Below are 2,914 nucleotides of genomic sequence, written 5' to 3'. Positions count from 1 at the left end.
CCTCTCTGCCGTTCGCGGGCCTCCGTCTCGTTCCGGCGGAATTTCGCAAGGCCACGTATCGATCCGTCTAATATGCATGCGGGAGAGGTACACCGTATGGTTTCCGCACCGTCCCGGATCACGATCTCGTGCACGCTGCTCCTCCTGATCGTCACTGCCGGCGTCCTCGGGGTGATGGCGACCGAAGGGCTCTCCCTTTCCGATGCCGTCTACTTCGTCGTCGTCACCATCGCCACGGTCGGCTACGGGGATATCGCCCCCGTCACCGGTGCCGGCAGGTTGATCGCCGTCCTGATCATCATCGCCGGGGTGGGGACGTTCGTTTCCGTCTTCGCCACCGCCGTCGAGGGCCTGGTGTCCCGAAGCGAGCGGCGGGCACGCCAGCGCAAGATCAATATGATGATGGGCCTGTTTTTCAGCGAGGCCGGGACCGAGCTCCTCGGCTCTTTCGCCCGCCTCGATCCCCGGGCCGGGGAGCTGCGGGACACGCTCGCCCCCGGCAGCGACCCCGGCGCGGAGGACTTCCGGCGGATGCGGCGCTGCCTCGAGGGGCACGGCTTCGCCGTCGATGCCGCTGCGGCGGACCTGCCGGGGCTGCAGCGGCTTCTCGAGGGGAAGAAGGAGTTTCTCCTCCGGCTCCTGGAGAACCCGGCCCTCTTCGAGCACGACGTCTTCACCGACCTTTTACATGCGGTCTTCCACCTGCGGGAGGAGCTGGCGGTCCGCGACGACCTCGCCGTCCTCTCCGGGGCCGACCGCACCCACCTGGCAGGCGACATCTCCCGGGCCTACCGGGCCCTGGCCCTGGAATGGCTGGGCTACCTCCAGCACCTGCACGCGACCTACCCCTACCTCTATTCGCTCGCGGCCCGGCGCAACCCCTTTGACGAGAGCGCGGGGCCCGTGGTGCGGTGAAGAGGGGAGGTGGGCACCACAGTGCATGCCGACGGGCCCTGCGGCACCTGTCTCACTCCTGTTTGTAGACGATTCCCCCTTTCTTTCGTTCGGGTTTTTTTCGCCGTTCGATGATGATATCATCAGGGCCCCAGCAGAACCTGTCTACATGGTCCGGTGGATGCTTTTTCCGCTTTGATCTCCTGACTGATGTTCCTGTCCATCAGGAAGGCCTTGCAGGTCGATCTTCAAATACGTTCTCATCCCTATCGGGTTTTCTAAGTTCTTGCGACCGAACAGGTGCCGAATACGTGCAGGAGAACATTGTGGTTTCAATCCCTATCGGGTTTTCTAAGTTCTTGCGACTCCTACCCGTCCCGATCGCCCCCGCCCAGATTTTACTGGTTTCAATCCCTATCGGGTTTTCTAAGTTCTTGCGACACGATCATCGGGGTCGGGGACGATGGCACCTGGTATGTTTCAATCCCTATCGGGTTTTCTAAGTTCTTGCGACCATTTTTGCGCTTCGTTTCAATGGGTGAGCTCTTGTTTCAATCCCTATTGGGTTTTCTAAGTTCTTGCGACTCAAACGCGAGGGTGAGCTGTCGGTGCGGTGCGTGTTTCAATCCCTATCGGGTTTTCTAAGTTCTTGCGACTGTGCTGCCACTGCCGGGTTCGCAGCGGGATCATGCAGTTTCAATCCCTATCGGGTTTTCTAAGTTCTTGCGACTCAACCTCCGGAGGCGTGATCAGAATATGACCGAAGTTTCAATCCCTATCGGGTTTTCTAAGTTCTTGCGACCCCCGAGACGGCCACCGCCTTCCAGCTCCACACCCTGTTTCAATCCCTATCGGGTTTTCTAAGTTCTTGCGACGATGATGTCCCCGGCCGTCTCGTCCTCGTAGACCTCGGCGTTTCAATCCCTATCGGGTTTTCTAAGTTCTTGCGACCTCGTCCGCATCGTCGTGGGAGTAGATCCTGCCGTGTTTCAATCCCTATCGGGTTTTCTAAGTTCTTGCGACTCGGATACCCGCTGGACGGGAGCGCCCAGACCTCGTCGTTTCAATCCCTATCGGGTTTTCTAAGTTCTTGCGACGGTTTCCCGCCCAAAAATTTGGCGTTCCATTGGGCTAGTTTCAATCCCTATCGGGTTTTCTAAGTTCTTGCGACTTCCAGCCTTCACCAGCCCACCAAACACCCACGACGCTGCTGTTTCAATCCCTATCGGGTTTTCTAAGTTCTTGCGACATGGGGTCGCGGAACTGCTCGACGTTGATATCCTGTTTCAATCCCTATCGGGTTTTCTAAGTTCTTGCGACATGTAGCCACCGAGCGAGTCAAATACTTTTTAGAAAAGTTTCAATCCCTATCGGGTTTTCTAAGTTCTTGCGACAAAGTGCAGATGTCGAACGCATACCGCTTACCTTCGTTTCAATCCCTATCGGGTTTTCTAAGTTCTTGCGACCTGGGCGAATCCTATGACATCACCCCGCAGGTCCTCAGGTTTCAATCCCTATCGGGTTTTCTAAGTTCTTGCGACTCAGAAGATTATCCTGTAACACTCAATGATGAATTGTTTCAATCCCTATCGGGTTTTCTAAGTTCTTGCGACCGGTCTCGTCCCGGCCGAAGCGGGCCACGTCGGCGGCGTTTCAATCCCTATCGGGTTTTCTAAGTTCTTGCGACTCAGATACCCGGAACGGTTATTGATCTCGTCTGCCCGGGCAAAGTTTCAATCCCTATCGGGTTTTCTAAGTTCTTGCGACAAAACGGGTCGGCCAACTACGTCAGCGTCGAGCACGTCGGGTTTCAATCCCTATCGGGTTTTCTAAGTTCTTGCGACACTTGTTGGTGCTGACGTAACCAGCACACCCACATCCCGTTTCAATCCCTATCGGGTTTTCTAAGTTCTTGCGACAATTCGGGCAAAGGGGGATTCCCGCCCGAGGATGCGGTTTCAATCCCTATCGGGTTTTCTAAGTTCTTGCGACCCCTCTTTGACAATGCGATCCATTAACC

The 2,914-nt window shown here is 56.3% G+C and carries 1 protein-coding gene and 1 CRISPR repeat array; the gene reads left to right on the top strand.

Annotated features, from left to right (window positions below):
* Positions 1 to 72: 72 nt before the first annotated feature.
* Complete coding sequence (locus tag QCH34_RS10015) at positions 73 to 915, top strand: potassium channel family protein (RefSeq protein ID WP_366898556.1); 843 nt, start codon at positions 73 to 75, stop codon at positions 913 to 915.
* Between the two features lie 235 nt (positions 916 to 1,150).
* Positions 1,151 to 2,886: direct repeats of the CRISPR family, unit length 37 nt; unit sequence GTTTCAATCCCTATCGGGTTTTCTAAGTTCTTGCGAC.
* Positions 2,887 to 2,914 lie beyond the last annotated feature (28 nt).

Origin of the sequence: Methanocalculus sp. (genome assembly GCF_029762515.1) — an archaeon.
Taxonomy (GTDB): Archaea; Halobacteriota; Methanomicrobia; order Methanomicrobiales; family Methanocorpusculaceae; genus Methanocalculus.
Note: the sequence above shows the minus strand (reverse complement) of the source record. Positions and strands in the feature narration are given on the sequence as shown.